Genomic DNA, 16,532 nt, shown 5'->3' on the forward strand with positions numbered 1-16,532 from the left:
CAGTTCCCCCAAACCAGCTCTGGCCCCCACAGGGATGTGTGGTGATTCAGGACGTGTGCGCCTGCTCCTGCGGCTGCTCGCGCTGTGTCACCCAGTACTCCACCAGCTCGCGCAGTTGCGACAGTTCTACCGGCTTGGCCATATGCCCATCCATCCCGGCCTGGCGTGCGCGTTCCTTGTGTTCCGAGAGGATGTGCGCGGTCAGCGCCACCACCGGCGTGCGGGTGCGCTGGTTGCTGACTTCCCAGACCCGCAATTGCTGGGTCGCGGAGAAGCCATCGAGCACCGGCATTTCGCAGTCCATCAACACCAGGTCATAGCGCTGGGCCTTCATCGCCTGCAAGGCTTCCTCGCCATTGCTGGCCGTGTCGGGTTGCAGGTTGAGCTTGCCGAGCATGCCGCGAATCACTTTGGTGGAGATGCTGTTGTCTTCGGCCACCAGGATGCGGAAATCGCTGGGCACGGTGATGGTCACGGGGACGTTCGGCGCGGCATGGCGCGGCTGGACCACACCCTTGCTGCGCTGGGTCAACTCGTCGGCCAGGGTGGTCTTGAGGGTGTAGCCCGCCACTGGTTTGGCCAGGATGCGCTTGATCCCGCAGTTGCGCGCGATGATCTTGCTCGGCGCGTTGCTGATGCCGGTGAGCATGATCAGCAGGATGTCGTGGTTCAGGCTCGGGTCTTCCTTGATCTTCGCCGCCAGTTGCATGCCGGTCATGCCGGGCATGTTCTGGTCCAGCAGCACCACATCGAAATAGTCGCGCAGGTGCGCCTTGGTACGCAGCAGGGCCAGGGCCTCCTTGCCCGACGGTACGGCGCTGACATTCAGGCCCCAGGCGGTGCATTGCTGCACCAGCACCTTGCGGCAGGTGTCGTTGTCGTCCACCACCAACACCCGCGCACCTTGCAGCGGGCCGTCGAGGTCCGAGGTCGGGTGTTCCAGGCGCTCCGGGTCCAGGGGCAAGGTCAGCCATAGGGTGCTGCCTTGCTGGCTGCCCGCCTTGATGCCGAACTCGCCATTCATCAACAGGATCAACTGGCGGGCGATCACCAGGCCGAGGTGGCCGCTCAGGCGCGTGGCCGAGAGGAAGTTCTTGCTGTGCAGTTCGCTGTGCAGCAGGGCATCGCGCTCGGCGGCCTCCATCGGCACGCCGCTGTCTTGCACAGCAATGCGCAGGCGCGGTTTGCTGCTGCGCTCATCCAGGGCGACCACGATCAGCACTTCGCCTTCGTCGGTCTTTTGCAGGGCGTTTTCCAGCAGGCTCAACAGGGCCTGGCGCAGGCGTGTCGGGTCGCCACTGATGACCCGTGGCACCTGGGGCTGGATAAAGCTGATCAGCTCGACGTTCTGCTGCTCGGCCTTGGCGCGGAAAATACTCAGGCAGTCTTCGATCAGGGCATTGAGGTCGAACTGCACATCGTCCAGTTCGATCTGCCCGGACTCGAGCTTGGAGATGTCGAGAATCTCGTTGATCAGGGTCAGCAGTTCATTGCCGGCGCTGTGGATGGTCTGCACGTAGTCGCGCTGCTTGACCGACAGCGGCGTGCCCAGCAGCAACTCGGTCATGCCCAGCACGCCGTTCATGGGGGTGCGGATTTCGTGGCTGATCTTCGCCAGGAACTCGGCCTTGGCCGCAATTTCGGCATTGCTGGCAGCCAGGTCGCGGCTGAGGCTGAAGCGATCCTCGACGATGCTGCGCTGGCGCTCGCCCAGGGCCTGGCTCATCAACAGGCCGCTGACGCAGATCACCGCCAGCAAGGTGATGATCAGGCCTTGCGGCGCCACCAGGGTCAGGCCCAGCAGGGCCGGGAGGATAATCAGCGTGCCGGTGTTGAACACCACCATGGCGAGCAGGAACAGGCGTGCCGGCCGGTAGCCTTTTTGCCAGTGGTAGGCCGAGACAAACAGCATGCTCAGGCCGGCCAGCGCCACCAGGGCGTAGGTGATGATATTCAGCGGCAGGGTGTTGACGAACAGCAGCAACAGGCCGCACAGCACGATCAACAGGATGTCCGCCATCAGCAACTTGTTCAGCGGGTGCGGGCCCAATGGCGCGAAGAAACGGTAGGCGAACATCAGGCCGCATGGCGCGGTCAGCAGCAACGCCATGTAGGCGCCCGGGGTTTGCACCGCCTGCCAGTTCGGCAGCCACGGGCCCAGCAGGTTGAGCAACAGCAACAGGCTGAGCATCAGCAGCACTTCGCAGGCCGCCAGCCACAGGCTGCTGCGCGAGCGATGGTAGGCGTAGCGGGTGAGGTTGTGCAGGATCAGCATCAGCAGGCAGCCGAACAACAGGCCGTAGACCAGGGTCTGGGTCTGGTTGGCGGCGGCCTGCACGGCCGGTTCCAGGGTCAGGTAGGGCCGCAGCTCATGCTCCGAGACCAGGCGCACATACACATCCAGGGGCCTCTGGCTCTGGGGCATGGGCAGCATGAATTCGCTGCTGGGCAGTGGGCGTTCGGCCTGGGGTTGGCGGGTGCCGGTGTTGATCTGCTCGATCAGCGTGTCGCCGTCCAGCACATACAGATTGAGATGCGCCAGGTCCGGCGCGAAGACCCGCAGCACTTGCTCGTGCTTGCCGGGCTGCAGCTTGAAACGTACCCATAGCGCACCGTTGGGTTCGGCGGCGGTGATCCGTTCCAGTTCAATAGGGCTGAATTGGTTGATGTAGCGTGGCGAGCGAATATCGCTCAATTGCAGGTCGGCCTGTTCATCAAGCAATACGGCCCAGCCACTGCCTTGCGCAACGGCCTGGGCCGGCAACAGGCAGAGCAGGGTCAGCAGACTGACCGTGAAGATTATGGCGATCCTGAGCCAGCGCACGGCGAAATCCCTTCGTAGGTTAATGCACGGGGTTAACTATGCGCGGGACCGTAATGGGACGGCAAGGGCCAAAGGCCCCTGCCTAGCCGAACGGATAGCTGTTTACTGACTCTCGCCCCGCTCACGGGCAATGGCGCGATAGCCGATGTCCTTGCGGTAGAAACAGCCCTGCCAGTCGATTTTTGCAGCCAGCTTGTAGGCTTGCTGCTGGGCGGCATCGACACTGGCACCCATGGCGGTGGCGCACAGCACGCGGCCACCGGCGGTAACCACCTGGCCATCCTTGAGCGCGGTCCCGGCATGGAACACCTTGCCTTCCAGCGTAGCCGCGGCGTCCAGGCCCTGGATCAGGTCACCCTTGGCGTAGTCGGCAGGGTAGCCGCCGGCGGCCAGCACGATGCCGACGCTTGGGCGTGGATCCCACTGGGCTTCAACCTTGTCCAGCGCTTGCGCCAGGGCGGCTTCCACCAGCAGCACCAGGCTCGACTGCAGACGCAGCATCACCGGTTGGGTTTCCGGGTCGCCGAAGCGGCAGTTGAACTCGATGACTTTGGGGTTGCCGGCCTTGTCGATCATCAACCCGGCGTACAGGAAGCCGGTGTATACATTGCCTTCATCGGCCATGCCGCGCACGGTCGGCCAGATCACCAGGTCCATGACGCGCTGGTGCACGTCGGCGGTGACCACCGGGGCAGGGGAGTAGGCACCCATGCCGCCGGTGTTCGGGCCGGTGTCGCCGTCGCCGACGCGCTTGTGGTCCTGGCTGGTGGCCATCGGCAAGACGTTCTTGCCGTCGACCATCACGATGAAGCTGGCTTCTTCGCCATCGAGGAATTCTTCGATCACCACCCGCGAACCAGCGTCACCGAAGGCATTGCCGGCGAGCATGTCGCGCACCGCGTCTTCGGCTTCCTGCAGGGTCATCGCCACGATCACGCCTTTACCGGCGGCCAGGCCATCGGCCTTGATCACGATGGGGGCGCCTTTCTCACGCAGGTAAGCCAGGGCGGGCTCGATCTCGGTGAAGTTCTGGTAGTCGGCAGTCGGGATCTTGTGGCGAGCCAGGAAATCCTTGGTGAAGGCTTTCGAACCTTCCAACTGGGCGGCGCCAGCGGTAGGGCCGAAGCAGTCCAGGCCACGGCTGCGGAACAGGTCCACGACGCCGGCCACCAGCGGTACTTCAGGGCCGACGATGGTCAGGGACACGTTCTTTTCGGCGAAGTCGGCCAGTTGCTCCAGGGCCAAGACGTCGATGGCGACGTTTTCGCACTTGGCTTCAATGGCGGTACCGGCGTTGCCGGGCGCGACGAAGACTTTCTGGACGCGAGGGTCCTGGGCGACTTTCCAGGCCAGGGCGTGTTCACGGCCACCGCTGCCAATGATCAAAACATTCATTTCAAAAACCTCAAATTCTGTTAGTTGATCGTTCCCACGCTCTGCGTGGGAATGCCTCTACGGACGCTCTGCGTCCGAGGGACGCGGAGCGTCCCGGGCTGCGCACCCACGCGGAGCGTGGGCGCGATCAATCAGTGACGGAAGTGGCGCATGCCGGTGAAGACCATGGCTATGCCGGCTTCATCAGCGGCGGCAATCACTTCAGCATCACGCATCGAGCCACCCGGTTGGATCACCGCAGTCACGCCCGCTTTTGCAGCGTTGTCCAGGCCATCACGGAACGGAAAGAACGCGTCCGAGGCCATCACCGAACCGACCACCTGCAAGCCGGCGTGTTCGGCCTTGATCGCCGCAATACGCGCCGAGTTCACGCGGCTCATCTGGCCGGCGCCGACACCGATGGTCTGACGGTTCTTGGCGTAGACGATGGCGTTGGACTTAACGTACTTGGCTACTTTCCAGGCGAAGATCAGGTCGTTGATCTCTTGCTCGGTCGGTGCGCGCTTGGTCACCACTTTCAGATCTTGGCTGCCGATCATGCCGATGTCGCGGCTCTGCACCAGCAAGCCGCCATTGACGCGCTTGTAGTCCCAGGCAGCGGCACGCTCAGCCGACCACTCGCCACAGGCCAGCAGGCGCACATTGGCCTTGGCGGCGACGATGGCGCGGGCCTCTTCGCTGACGGATGGGGCAATGATCACTTCGACGAACTGACGCTCGACGATGGCCTTGGCGGTCTCGGCGTCCAGTTCGCGGTTGAAGGCGATGATGCCGCCGAATGCCGATTCGGTGTCGGTGGCGTAGGCCAGTTCGTAGGCCTGGCGGATCCCGCCTTCAGCGTCCGGGCTCACGGCCACGCCGCACGGGTTGGCGTGCTTGACGATCACGCAGGCCGGCTTGACGAAGCTCTTCACACATTCCAGCGCGGCGTCGGTATCAGCCACGTTGTTGTAGGACAGCTCTTTGCCCTGCAGTTGGGTCGCGGTGGCGATCCCGACTTCGGCAGGCTTGGCTTCCACGTAGAACGCCGCGCTCTGGTGCGGGTTCTCGCCGTAGCGCATTTCCTGGGCCTTGATGAACTGGCTGTTGAAGGTGCGCGGGAACTGGCTGCGGCCTTCAGTGCTGAGGGTCTCGGCGGCCTGGTTCACGGTGCCCATGTAGTTGGCGATCATGCCGTCATAGGCAGCCGTGTGTTCGAAGGCCTTGAGCATCAGGTCGAAACGCTGGGCGTAGGTCAGGCCGCCAGCTTTCAGGCTTTCCAATACTTGGGCATAGTCGCTGGCGTTGACCACAATGGCCACGTCTTTGTGGTTCTTGGCTGCCGAGCGCACCATGGTCGGGCCGCCGATATCAATGTTCTCGATAGCGGTCGGCAGGTCGCAGCCTGGCTTGTTGATGGTGGCTTCAAACGGGTAGAGGTTGACGGCCACCAGGTCGATCGGCTTGATGCCGTGCTCGTTCATGATGGCGTCGTCGATACCGCGACGGCCGAGGATGCCGCCGTGGATTTTCGGGTGCAGGGTCTTGACCCGACCGTCCATCATTTCTGCGAAACCGGTGTAGTCCGCGACTTCTACTGCGGCCACGCCGTTGTCCTGCAGCAGTTTGAAGGTCCCGCCCGTGGAGAGGATTTCCACACCCAGGGCTTCCAGCTCCCGGGCAAATTCGAGGATCCCGGTCTTGTCGGAAACACTGATCAAGGCGCGGCGGATCGGCAGGCGGGTAGTCTGGTCGGTCATCTCAATTTCCATCAAAAGCAAAGGAGTCAGCAAAAAAGGCGACCGGTTTTACGCGGGCGCCTTTCTGGTTTGATTGAATGCTTACAGCAAATCGTACTGTTTGAGCTTCTTGCGCAGGGTCCCACGGTTCAGGCCCAGCAGCTCACTGGCTTTGGTCTGGTTGCCCTTGACGTAGTTCATCACGCTTTCGAGCAAGGGCGCCTCGACTTCGGAGAGCACCAGGTTGTACACATCCGTGACGGCCGCGCCCTCAAGGTGGGCGAAATAATTGTGCAGCGCTTTCTCGACGCTCCCGCGAAGGGTCTGGCCTTCTTCGCTCGGCGTGTTGAGGTGCTGTTTCAAATTGACGTTGTCGCTCACGGGTGTTGTTCCACTCACTAAAGTCTCGGTCATCATCGTCATGCGGCCACCCCTTCTCCGTCCCCTGCTCTCAGGCTCTTGTCTCGTTCGGCAAAGAACTCACGAACGGCGGTGACCTGTGCTTGCGTTTCATCCAAACGATTGAACCCGGTGCGAAACTCTTTGGCGCCGGGCAGGGTTGCGAGGTACCAACCCACATGCTTGCGAGCAATGCGCGCGCCCATCACGTCCCCATAGAAGATGTGCAGGGCGGCCAGATGCTCTAGCAGAATACGTTCCACCTCGATCAGCCCCGGTGCCGGCATGATTTCGCCGGTACGCAGGAAATGCTCGATCTCACGAAAAATCCATGGCCGCCCCTGGGCGGCCCGGCCGATCAACAGGCCATCGGCACCGGTTGCGTGCAATACGCGCCGGGCTTTCTCGGCCGAGTCGATGTCGCCGTTGGCAAAGACCGGAATCGACACTGCCTGCTTGATCGCGGCAATGGTGTCGTATTCGGCCTCGCCGGTATAAAGGTCAGCGCGGGTGCGGCCATGCACCGCCAATGCTGCAATGCCTGCCTGTTCGGCGATCTTCGCCACCGTCAGGCCGTTCTTGTTGTCCCGGTCCCAGCCGGTGCGAATCTTCAGGGTGACCGGCACATCCACTGCACCCACCACGGCGTGCAGGATCTCGGCCACCAACTGCTCATCCTTCAACAGGGCGGAACCGGCGGCCTTGTTGCAGACCTTTTTTGCCGGGCAACCCATGTTGATATCAATAATCTGTGCACCCAGCTCTACGTTGGCTCGGGCTGCATCCGCCAGCATTTGCGCATCACCGCCGGCGATCTGCACCGAGCGGGGCTCGGGATCACCTTCGTGGATCATGCGCATCCGCGATTTGCGGGTGTTCCACAAGCTCATGTCGCTGGTGACCATTTCCGAGACTACAAGCCCTGCCCCCAAACGTTTGCACAGCTGACGAAAGGGCTGGTCAGTGACGCCCGCCATCGGGGCGAGAATCAAAGCGTTTGGCAATGTATATGGGCCGATGCGTACCGCCGACATAGGACTTCCCTGTTGTGGGGCCGGATCATTAGAGTTCGAAAAAGGGTTGGCATGATACCCGCTCTCGATGACTGGTTAAAGGCTGAATTGGATAAAATCTGAGCAGTTATTTTCTTATCGCCAGCGGTTTGGTCGTGGACGAGCAAGTCAATAACCTGCCGTCCGAACCTTGACGCGCGCAACCAATCACTCGGGGGAGTGGAAACTCAAACTGTAGTTCACGGCCTTGTTGCCTGGGTCGAGAATGTCCAGGGCGATATGGATCGGGGTCTGGGACGGCATCTCGGTCTGGCCGGCCAACTCGCCGCTGAGGTATTCGGCGGGTTTGAAGCGCCGGCTGGCGATCATCCGGCCATTAAGGTCTGCAAAGCGCAGCTCCAGCAGCGGGAACGGCTGGGAGAACGTCGCACGGTTATAGATGATGGCATCCACCACCAGCGCGCCGGCAAACTCCGGATGGCTGCGCACCACCAGGTTGCTGCTCTTGATATGGGCAATATCCACCCGCGACGGCACGGTACAGCCCAGTTTCGGGCACAGTTCCTGGAACCATGGGCGGTACTTGTCCTGGCGGGCCAGGTCGTCGAACTGGTAGGCAATGTACTGGCCGGCGAGGGCGGCGGCGGCCAGCAGCACCAGGGTCAGCCAGAGCAGGCGGCGGCCCCAGCCGGCGGGGCGCTTGCCGGCGTAGAGGTGCAGCGGGTCGTCTTCCAGGTCCTGCAGCATCTCGTCATGGACGTTGCCCGTGGCGCGTGTGCGCTTGCGGCGTGGTTCAGGCTCGGGTTCGTCCGGCTCGCTGCTGAGCGTTGGTTCGGGCGACTCGAGAGCGTCGTCGGCACGCAGCACGGGCTCATCGTCCACCTCGTGAATGTCGAAGGACATCGAGGGCTCGGTACGCTGGGGCTTGCCCGTGGGGGCCGGGGCTGGTTCGACGGTTTCCTCGGTGTGGGCGATTGTCGCAGCCCGTTCGTCCGGCGGGTCGCTGAACAGGCTGGCGGCCCACTGTTCTTCTTCAGCCTTGACCGTATCGCGGCTGGCGATCATCGACTCGTCTTTTTGCCGACGGTCCGCGCCGGCCTGGCGGCGGTCGCTGCCCTGGGGCTGGGTGTGTTGGATCTCCCGGCGCTCAAGCTTGGCCAATTCTTCGTCGAGGTTCAGGTGGTCCAGGTCCAGCTCTTCGGCGGTCCATTGCTTCTGGCTGATGGCGCGTGGCGGGGCTTCGGCAGCCGGCGCTTCAGGCGCGTGGGCGCGTTGCTCCAGCAGTTGCCGGGCGGCATTGAACACTTGCAGGCACGAGCCGCAACGAACCACACCACGGGCCACGCTCAATTGAGCATGGCTGGCGCGGAAGCGGGTTTGGCAATGCGGGCACTGGGTGACGAAACTGTCGGTCATGCGGCCATCCGATTCATGCAGGCGCTCATTCTAGCGCCGACGACCGCTGATGCGTACCCAGCCATCGCGGTTGGCGATGGGGTCCAGGTCGAAGTCCTGGGCGTAGGCGGCGGCGACTTCTTCGCCCTGCTCGGCGAGGATCCCCGACAGCGCCAGGCGCCCACCGGGCCTGACCAGGCTCGACAGTTGCGGAGCCAGCGAAACCAGCGGCCCGGCGAGGATATTGGCGACCAATACATCGGCCTGTACCTGGGGCAATTGCTCCGGCAGGTACAGTGGGAATTTGCCTTCAGGAATGTTGTTGCGCCCGGCGTTATCGCGGGAGGCCTCCAGGGCCTGCACGTCAATATCGGTACCGACGGCTTCCTTGGCGCCCAGCAACAGCGCGGCGATGGCCAGGATGCCCGAGCCGCAACCGAAGTCCAGCACGTTGCAGCCTTGCAGGTCCTGGCCGTCGAGCCATTCCAGGCACAGGGCGGTGGTCGGATGGGTGCCGGTGCCGAACGCCAGGCCCGGGTCCAGCAGCAGGTTGACCGCCTCAGGCTCCGGGGCCGCGTGCCAGCTTGGTACGATCCACAGGCGCTGGCCGAAACGCATGGGCTGGAAGTTGTCCATCCAGCTGCGCTCCCAGTCCTGGTCTTCGATCACTTCGCTATGGTGCTCGGGCAGCGGGCCGCCGGTCAGCAGTTCCATATGGGCAAACACGCTGCTGGCGTCGGTGCCGTCTTCGAACAGGGCCAGCAAGTGGGTGTGGGACCACAGCGGCGTGGTATTCAGCTCAGGCTCGAAAATCGGCTGGTCTTCGGCGTCCATGAAGGTCACCGATACGGCGCCGACTTCGAGGAACGCGTCTTCATAGGTTTCGGCTTGTTCTGGGCTGATGGCGAGACGGACTTGCAGCCAAGGCATGGCGGGCACCTTTGAAAAAATGAGTGTGCAGCGGGGTGGGGCTGCGAAAGGGCGCAAGTTTACGCGAGAGCAGGCCAGAAGACGACACCACTGACAGCACGGGAGCCAAATGTGGGGGCTGGCTTGCCTGCGATGGCGGGGTGTCAGCTTGCTCATCAGTGCCTGGCCTGCCGCTATCGCAGGCAAGCCAGCTCCTACAGGGTTTTGTGGTGTTCTTGTGTGCGCATAAACGACAAAACCGCCCGAAGGCGGTTTTGTGGGTGGAGCACAAACTTACTGGTTGGCCAGCTTGTGTTCCAGGTAGTGAATGTTCACACCACCTTCGCAGAAGCCTTCATCACGAACCAGATCCCGATGCAGAGGGATGTTGGTCTTGATGCCGTCGACCACGATTTCGTCCAGGGCATTGCGCATACGGGCCATGGCCTCGTCGCGAGTGGCGCCCCAGGTGATCAGCTTGCCGATCAGCGAGTCGTAGTTGGACGGAACCTTGTAGCCGCTGTACAGGTGCGAATCGACGCGAACGCCGTTGCCGCCTGGTGCATGGAAATGCTTGACCAGGCCTGGACTCGGGATAAAGGTTTTCGGGTCTTCGGCGTTGATCCGGCACTCCAGGGAGTGACCGTGCATCTTCACGTCGTCCTGGGTAAAGGACAGCACGTTGCCAGCGGCGATGCTCAGCATCTCCTTGACGATGTCGATACCGGTGACCATCTCCGAAACCGGGTGCTCTACCTGCACACGAGTGTTCATCTCGATGAAGTAGAAGCGGCCGTTCTCGTAGAGGAACTCGAAAGTCCCGGCGCCACGGTAGTTGATATCGATGCAAGCCTTGACGCAGCGTGCCAGGACTTCCTGACGTGCTTTTTCATCCAGGCCCGGTGCCGGAGCTTCTTCCAGGACTTTCTGGTGACGGCGTTGCAGCGAGCAATCGCGGTCGCCCAGGTGGATGGCGTGGCCCTGGCCGTCGGACAGTACCTGGACTTCCACGTGACGTGGGTTGGTCAGGTACTTTTCCAGGTAGACCATCGGGTTGCCGAACCAGGCACCCGCTTCGGAGCGAGTCTGCTTGGCCGCTTCGATCAGGTCTTCTTCCTTGTGCACCACGCGCATGCCGCGACCACCACCGCCGCCGGCGGCCTTGATGATCACCGGGTAACCGACTTCGCGACCAATGCGCAGGGCGGTTTCCTCGTCTTCCGGCAGTGGGCCGTCGGAGCCTGGAACGGTTGGCACGCCGGCTGCGATCATCGCGTCCTTGGCCGACACCTTGTCGCCCATCAGGCGAATGGTCTCGGCTTTCGGGCCGATGAAGGCGAAGCCGGATTTTTCCACCTGTTCGGCGAAATCGGCGTTTTCCGCGAGGAAGCCGTAGCCAGGGTGGATGCCGTCAGCGCCGGTCACTTCAGCCGCGGCGATGATGTTCGAGACCTTCAGGTACGAGTTCGTGGCCAGTGGCGGGCCAATGCAGATGCTTTCGTCCGCCAGTTTCACGTGCATCAATTCGGTATCGGCCGTCGAGTAAACAGCGACGGTCTTGATGCCCTCTTCCTTACAGGCGCGCAGGATCCGCAGCGCGATCTCGCCGCGGTTGGCGATCAGGACTTTTTGCAGTTTCTTCGCAGGTTTCAACATCGAAGGCGCTCCGCGGTTCAAACGATGGTGAACAGCGGCTGGTCGTACTCAACCGGCTGACCGTTTTCTACCAGGATGGATTCGATGACGCCGGCTTTTTCGGCCGTGATGTGGTTCATCATCTTCATCGCTTCCACGATGCAGATGGTGTCGCCCACTTTCACGGTCTTGCCCACTTCAACGAAGGCTGGCGAGGTCGGTGCCGGGGTGCGGTAGAAAGTACCGACCATTGGCGACTTGACCACGAAACCGTTCAGCGCAGGGGCAGCAGGTGCGGCAGGTGCAGCGCTAGCAGCAGGTGCGGCGGCTGGAGCAGCAGCGGCAGGCGCCGGCGCTTGCATCTGGGGTGCGTAGAACTGTTGGGCCGGGGTCTTGCTGTGACGGCTGATCCGTACGGATTCTTCGCCTTCCTTGATTTCCAGCTCGTCGATACCGGATTCTTCCAGCAGTTCGATCAGTTTCTTAACTTTACGGATATCCATGAATCATCAACTCCCAAGGGTCGGTCAGGGGCGTTTAGCCTGTTCTTCAATGTGTTCCAGGGCGGCCTCCAGGGCCAGTCGGTAACCGCTGGCGCCAAGGCCGCAGATCACTCCTACCGCTACGTCGGAGAAGTAAGAGTGATGGCGGAAAGCTTCGCGTTTATGCACGTTCGATAAATGCACTTCGATGAATGGGATGCTCACCGCCAGCAGCGCGTCACGTAAAGCAACACTTGTGTGCGTAAAAGCGGCGGGATTGATCAGGATAAAGTCCACGCCTTCGCTGCGCGCGGCGTGAATGCGATCAATCAATTCATACTCGGCATTGCTTTGCAGGTAGAGCAGATGGTGGCCGGCTTCACGGGCCCGTCGCTCCAGATCGAGGTTGATCTGTTCGAGGGTGACTGCACCGTACACACCCGGTTCGCGGGTGCCGAGCAGGTTCAGGTTGGGTCCGTGCAGAACCAGTAAGGTCGCCATCGGCTGTTCCTTGTTATTGATGTGGGTACGTCAGAACCCGGCGACTATGCCGCAAAGCCTTTGTGACTGTCCAGTTCTCTGCAATAGCCAGCACGATTAGCGAGGATTGCGCAAAATTTGTGACTAGGGCCTTGGATCCGGTCATTGGTAACACGGTTGCGAGTACACCGGAGATCAAATGTGGGGGCGGGCTTGCTCGCGAATGCGGTGTATCAGTCAACCTATCCATCACTGACCCACCGCATTCGCGAGCAAGCCCGCTCCCACATTTTTGATTCCCGTCTGATTTGGGAGATAGAGTCAGACGCGAAATGCCTGCACGGCCGTGTTGAGCTGCCCGCCGAGCACCAACAGATGCTCGCCCTGGCGGCGGCCTTGGCCAATGCGCAGCAGGTTGTCCTCACCCAACTGGTGGATGCGCTCGCTATTATCGCGGATCTCACTGACCGCGCCGCTCTGCTGGGCCGTTACATCGGCAATCCGGATGGCTGTGTCGGAAATGGTCTGGATCGCGCCGACGATTTCGTCCAGTGCGCCGTCGGCCGCTTCGGCTTGCTGGGCGGTGGCTTCGGCGTGTTCGACCTGGGCGCGCATGCCTTCCACCGATTGCCGTGCTGCGGTTTGCAGGCCGGCGATCAAGGTCTGGATCTCGGCGGTGGCGCCCGCCGTGCGCTGGGCCAGGGAGCGTACTTCGTCGGCGACCACGGCAAACCCACGCCCGGCCTCGCCGGCGCGGGCGGCTTCGATGGCGGCGTTGAGCGCCAGCAGGTTGGTCTGCTCGGCAATCGAGCGGATCACCGTGAGCACGTTGCCAATGGTCGCGGACTCTTCGGCGAGTTTCTCGATCATTTGCGCATTGCCCTGCACTTCGCCCACCAGCGCGTGCAGGCCGGTCAGGCTCAAGCCGATCACCCGTTGCCCATGCTCCACGGCCTCGCCGGCGCTGCGGCTGGCCCCGGCGGCCTGGCTGGCGTCACCCGCGACCTGCTGGATAGTGGCCTCCAACTCGCCCAATGAATCACGGATTTGCGCAGTGTCCCCGGCCTGGCGTTCGGCGCCGTCATGCAGGCCGCCGCTCAGTTCGGCCAGGGCGCGGCTGCTGCCGGCCACTTGCTCGGCATTTGCGCGAATAGTGCCCACCAGGTTCACCAGGTAAGTCCGCAGGCGATTGAGCGAGGCTTCAATATCATGCAGTTCACGGTTGGTTACACCCAGGGCGATCTCCTGGCTGAAGTCGCCCTCGGCCCAGGTCGACAGGGCCGGCGCCAGGCTGGTCAGCACCCGCGCCAGGCGCCGTTGCAGGGTGTCGATGAGCAGGGCGATCAGCAGGATCAGGCCAATCATTACGCCTTGGATCACCCGCACTTCGCCCTGGATTCGAGCGTGCTGGGCGCGCACTTCGGGCTCCAGCGCAGCAATGGCGTGCTGCACGGTGTTGATTTTCAGGTGGGTGGCGGCGGCCAGTTCGGTACGTTTCTGGATTTGCTCGCGGGTCCGCGCCAGTTCGGAAGGGTAGCGCGTGAGCAGGCTGTTGAGCTCGCGCTTGAGGCCTACGCCGGTGTCTTCGGCGACCGTGGTTTCGCTGCTTTCCAGGCCCATCAACGCCGAAAAATCATCGCTGTTGGAGGCACTGCTGGCGGTCACGCCCAACAGTGGTAGCTGCTCAATCAAGTCCGCCTGGCTGCGGATGTTGGCCAGTTCACGCTCCACATCGGCCGCCAGCTCGCTGCGCCCACTGCTCACCAGTTTGTCCCGCGCCAGGGATAGCCGCCCCAGATGCTGCGCGGCGGCGAGCAACGGTGGTAGATAACGCGCCGCGTCCGGTGAGCTGACGCCGATGGCGTACTGGCTCAGTTGCTCCAGATTGGCCCCCAGCTCCCGCTCGGCTTGCAGCAGCAAGGCTTGTGGGTCGCCGGCCAGCTTGCCGGCGGCCAGCAGGTCGGTCTTGCTGAAACCCTCAAGGTCCAGCAAGCCGGGGCGCAATTTTTCGCTCAGCTCAGGCGGCAGTTCGTCTAGGTTCAGCGCCAGGCTTTCCAGGCTCTGGCCGGCAGCGCTCAGGCGCAAGGCATCGCCGCTGGCCAAATAGTCGTCGATATTGCGCGCGGTCTGGTTCTGGAAGGCTTGGGACAGGCCCAGGTAGCGCTCCATCAGCACATAAGGGCGTTCAAGCGCCCGTTGCGACCACCAGAGCGTAGCGCCCAGGGCCAGGCAAACGGCGACCAGCAGAAGGGTATTGAGATTTGTCAGCAGCTTCAGGCGCATGCGTGGTTTCAACCAACGGCGGAAGAATAAGTGCCTGAAGTTATTGCGTTTTCGTTACAGCGTTATGACGGACTGAGTGGAATCCGATGAAAAGGTGGCACTTTGCCTTGATGTGCCTGCGGCGTGCACGCGATTGCGCCCGGCGTCCTTGGCCCGGTACAGCGCTTCGTCGGCCTGGGCGGCCATCATCAGGCTGTCGGAGCCGTCGCACAGCTCGACCACTCCGGCGCTGAAGGTGCACCACAAGTCCTGGGGCTGGGCCGGGTAGTGGATTTCGGCAAAGCGCCCACGGATTTCATCGAGCACTTTGCAAGCGGCGTCCAGGTCGGTGTCGGGCATCACGATGGCGAATTCTTCGCCGCCGTAACGGCCGATGTAGTCGGTCTTGCGCAGGCGCTGCTTGAGAAACAGCGCCAGGCTCTTGATCACGCGGTCGCCCATGGGGTGGCCGTGGCTGTCGTTGACCCGCTTGAAGTGGTCAATGTCGAGCATGGCAAAGCTCAACGGCTTGTTCTCGCGGCGCGAGCGGAAGCTGCAGTCTTCCAGCAGTTGCAGGATATGGGTGTGGTTGTACAGGCCGGTCAGGCTGTCGCGCACCATCCGCGCCTTGAGGTGGCGGGCGCGGGCGGCGCGGTTGCGTACGGTGGTGATCAGGTGGCGCGGCTTGATCGGCTTGGTGAGGAAGTCGTCGCCGCCTTCGCTCATGGCGTCCAGCTGTTTATCCAGGTCATCTTCGGCCGACAGATAAATGATCGGCACGCTGACATAGCGGTCATTGTGGCGGATCACCTTGGCCAACTCGGTGCCGGTACAGGCTGGCATATACATGTCGAGGATGATCAGGTCGGGCTGGAAGTCCGCCAGCTCGGCCATGGCCTGAATCGGCTCGATCAGGGTGCGGGTGACGATCCCGGCGCTGTTGAGCAGGCGTTCGGTGTGCATCGCCTGGGCGCGGGAGTCGTCGATGATCAACACTTTATAGGGTTCGTACTGGGCGACGCAGGTCAGCACCTCGATTTTTTCCAGCAGGCTCGACGCCTCCAGGGTCCCGGTAAGGAACTCCTGGCCACCGGCGCGCACGGCGGCCAGGCGGGTGGGGGTGTCGGTTTCGTGCAGGCTGAAGAACAGCAGCGGCAGTTTCTGCTCCAGGCCTTCCTGGGCTTCGGCGGCCAACTTCAGGCCCAGGCCGGCGCCACAGAAGTCCACGTCCATCACAATCGCCGCCGGCAGGCGTTCGGCCATGGACGAACGGAAGGCGGCCACGCTGTCCAGGGACTGCGCACTCAAGCCAAAGAATTCCAGCTGCTTGGCCAGGCGCTCGGCGCGGTCGTGATCGGCGAGCATCACGTAGATCGGCTTGCGCATCGGCGGCAGGAAGGTCTGGTCCAACTGGTCGCCCTGACGCAGACCGGTCCGCGACAGGCGCTGCATCAAACGGTTGAGGTCGGTGATCAGGTGGCTGCTCAGGCGGCCGCGGTTTTCGTCCACGGCTTTAAGCGACTCGATGATGTGCCGGGCCAGTTGGCCATGCTCGGGTTGTTCGAAGCGTTCGGCAAAACGCAGCAGGCGCAGATTGGCCTCGCTGAGTTCATTCAATTCGGCGTTCGACCATTCGCTGCGCTGTAAACGCTGCCAGATCTCAAGAATTTGACGCGCCTGATGAATTACCCGCTGGGCAAAGTGGTGCTTGAGACGCTCACGACTGGGGTCTTCTGGCTCGGTCATATCCTGACTACTAGGTAAGGGTGCATGCTGAGGTCGACTGGTGGCTCTATGCTAGCACCTCTTTTCATTCGCACGAGTGTCATACGTCAATTAACTGCAGCGTCCTGTGGATTCATTTGCTGACCCTTGGGTCGCGTAGGCGCATCGGCGCCCATCCTTTATAGTTGAGTGCCAGCTTTACGCCACCTTGATTAAAAGCCCCGCACCGACGGGCACGATGGGGTAGGGTTGTGGTCGTAGCTATTGAACTCAAGTGACTGAAAGGATATCCGCC

11 protein-coding genes and 1 pseudogene are annotated in these 16,532 nt (G+C 62.3%); all 12 read right to left on the reverse strand.

Annotated elements, in window-relative coordinates:
* Positions 1-46: 46 nt before the first annotated feature.
* Positions 47-2,824, reverse strand: a complete 2,778-nt coding sequence (locus tag PSFL_RS18715; RefSeq protein ID WP_198830432.1) for a hybrid sensor histidine kinase/response regulator — start codon at positions 2,822-2,824, stop codon at positions 47-49.
* 102 nt (positions 2,825-2,926) lie between these two features.
* Positions 2,927-4,219 (reverse strand): phosphoribosylamine--glycine ligase, encoded by a 1,293-nt coding sequence (gene purD, locus PSFL_RS18720; RefSeq protein WP_057437548.1) that lies wholly within the window; start codon positions 4,217-4,219, stop codon positions 2,927-2,929.
* Positions 4,220-4,350: 131 nt separating this feature from the next.
* Positions 4,351-5,958: a bifunctional phosphoribosylaminoimidazolecarboxamide formyltransferase/IMP cyclohydrolase gene (gene purH, locus PSFL_RS18725; protein WP_057958208.1), complete on the reverse strand. Its 1,608-nt coding sequence runs from the start codon at positions 5,956-5,958 to the stop codon at positions 4,351-4,353.
* 81 nt (positions 5,959-6,039) lie between these two features.
* Positions 6,040-6,360 carry a DNA-binding transcriptional regulator Fis gene (fis, locus tag PSFL_RS18730; RefSeq protein WP_003186237.1) on the reverse strand — a complete coding sequence of 107 codons (321 nt, stop codon included), beginning with the start codon at positions 6,358-6,360 and terminating at the stop codon, positions 6,040-6,042.
* Positions 6,357-7,370: a tRNA dihydrouridine synthase DusB gene (dusB, locus tag PSFL_RS18735; protein WP_057437552.1), complete on the reverse strand. Its 1,014-nt coding sequence runs from the start codon at positions 7,368-7,370 to the stop codon at positions 6,357-6,359. The genes fis and dusB overlap by 4 nt, the downstream gene beginning before the upstream one ends.
* A 186-nt stretch (positions 7,371-7,556) precedes the next feature.
* A complete protein-coding gene (locus tag PSFL_RS18740; protein ID WP_057437561.1) occupies positions 7,557-8,765 on the reverse strand; it encodes a DUF3426 domain-containing protein in 1,209 nt (402 codons plus the stop codon).
* A gap of 30 nt (positions 8,766-8,795) precedes the next feature.
* The gene (prmA, locus tag PSFL_RS18745; RefSeq protein ID WP_057958210.1) at positions 8,796-9,674 is read right to left on the reverse strand and encodes a 50S ribosomal protein L11 methyltransferase; all 879 of its coding nucleotides are present in this window, start codon (positions 9,672-9,674) and stop codon (positions 8,796-8,798) included.
* 273 nt (positions 9,675-9,947) lie between these two features.
* A complete protein-coding gene (gene accC / locus PSFL_RS18750) occupies positions 9,948-11,309 on the reverse strand; it encodes an acetyl-CoA carboxylase biotin carboxylase subunit (protein ID WP_003188188.1) in 1,362 nt (453 codons plus the stop codon).
* Between the two features lie 17 nt (positions 11,310-11,326).
* The gene (gene accB, locus PSFL_RS18755; RefSeq protein WP_057437565.1) at positions 11,327-11,791 is read right to left on the reverse strand and encodes an acetyl-CoA carboxylase biotin carboxyl carrier protein; all 465 of its coding nucleotides are present in this window, start codon (positions 11,789-11,791) and stop codon (positions 11,327-11,329) included.
* 24 nt (positions 11,792-11,815) lie between these two features.
* Entirely contained in the window at positions 11,816-12,271 is a 456-nt protein-coding gene (gene aroQ, locus PSFL_RS18760; RefSeq protein ID WP_057437567.1) for a type II 3-dehydroquinate dehydratase, read from the reverse strand.
* Positions 12,272-12,571: 300 nt separating this feature from the next.
* Positions 12,572-13,081 (reverse strand): annotated as a pseudogene (locus tag PSFL_RS18765) (methyl-accepting chemotaxis protein); the annotation flags it as partial.
* Between the two features lie 1,506 nt (positions 13,082-14,587).
* Positions 14,588-16,258 (reverse strand): PleD family two-component system response regulator, encoded by a 1,671-nt coding sequence (locus tag PSFL_RS18770; RefSeq protein WP_115127297.1) that lies wholly within the window; start codon positions 16,256-16,258, stop codon positions 14,588-14,590.
* Positions 16,259-16,532 lie beyond the last annotated feature (274 nt).

Source organism: Pseudomonas sp. DD1, from assembly GCF_044510355.1.
GTDB classification, from domain to species: domain Bacteria; phylum Pseudomonadota; class Gammaproteobacteria; order Pseudomonadales; family Pseudomonadaceae; genus Aquipseudomonas; species Aquipseudomonas shahriarae.